1 protein-coding gene is annotated in these 885 nt (G+C 50.7%); it reads left to right on the top strand.

Translation table 11 applies throughout. From position 1 onward, the window contains the following. A partial coding sequence (locus A3751_RS17895) for an FAD-binding oxidoreductase (RefSeq protein WP_304439051.1) occupies window positions 1-885 on the top strand: 885 nt, incomplete at both ends.

Genomic DNA, 885 nt, shown 5'->3' with positions numbered 1-885 from the left:
GCGGTATGGACGCATTGAGCAGATGTTTGCCGGCGGTAGTATTGAGACACCGAAAGGGCGTTTGGATATCCCGACGATTCCTGCATCGTCAGCCGGTCCCGATGTGCGCGAGATGATTCTCGGTTCGGAAGGTCGAATGGGCGTGATTAGCGAGGTCAAAGTGCGAGTGACACCTTTACCTACGCAAGAAGACTTTTATGTCTTGTTCTTTCCATCTTGGGAGCAGGCAAAGGCCGCTGCCAGGCATCTTGTGCAATCTAAAGTTCAGTTATCCATGCTTCGTCTGAGCAATGCTATTGAAACGACCACTCAATTGGCGCTTGCTGGTCATCCTGGTCAAATTACCTTGCTTGAAAAATATCTAGCGTGGCGCGGTGCCGGCGAGGGTAAATGCATGATGACGCTTGGTATCACAGGTTTGCCTGATCAGTGCCGCTCGGCTCACCGCTTGATGAAACGCCTTACTCGACCTTTGGGTGGCGTTTATACGGGCAACTTTCTTGGAAAGAAATGGGCACAAAAGCGCTTTACCATGCCTTATCTCAGAGAAGCGTTGTGGGAGAAGGGATACGTTGTCGATACGCTCGAAACGTCGACAGACTGGAGCAACGTAAATCATCTACTGAATACCATGGAAGACAATTTACGGACAGGCCTGGCCGACAAAGGCGAGAAAGTGCACGTGTTTACCCACCTATCGCATTTCTATTCACAAGGCTCCAGCATTTATACCACCTACGTCTTTCGTGCTGCGGACAGTTACGAAGAGACGCTGGCACGTTGGCATAAACTGAAAACGACCACCTCCGAGTTGATTGTGAACAATGGCGGTACCATTAGTCATCAGCATGGCGTGGGTAAAGACCATGCGCCTTACCTCCCGAC

The sequence above is a fragment of the Oleiphilus sp. HI0080 genome (genome assembly GCF_001635135.1).
This window is presented reverse-complemented; position numbering and strand designations above follow the sequence as displayed.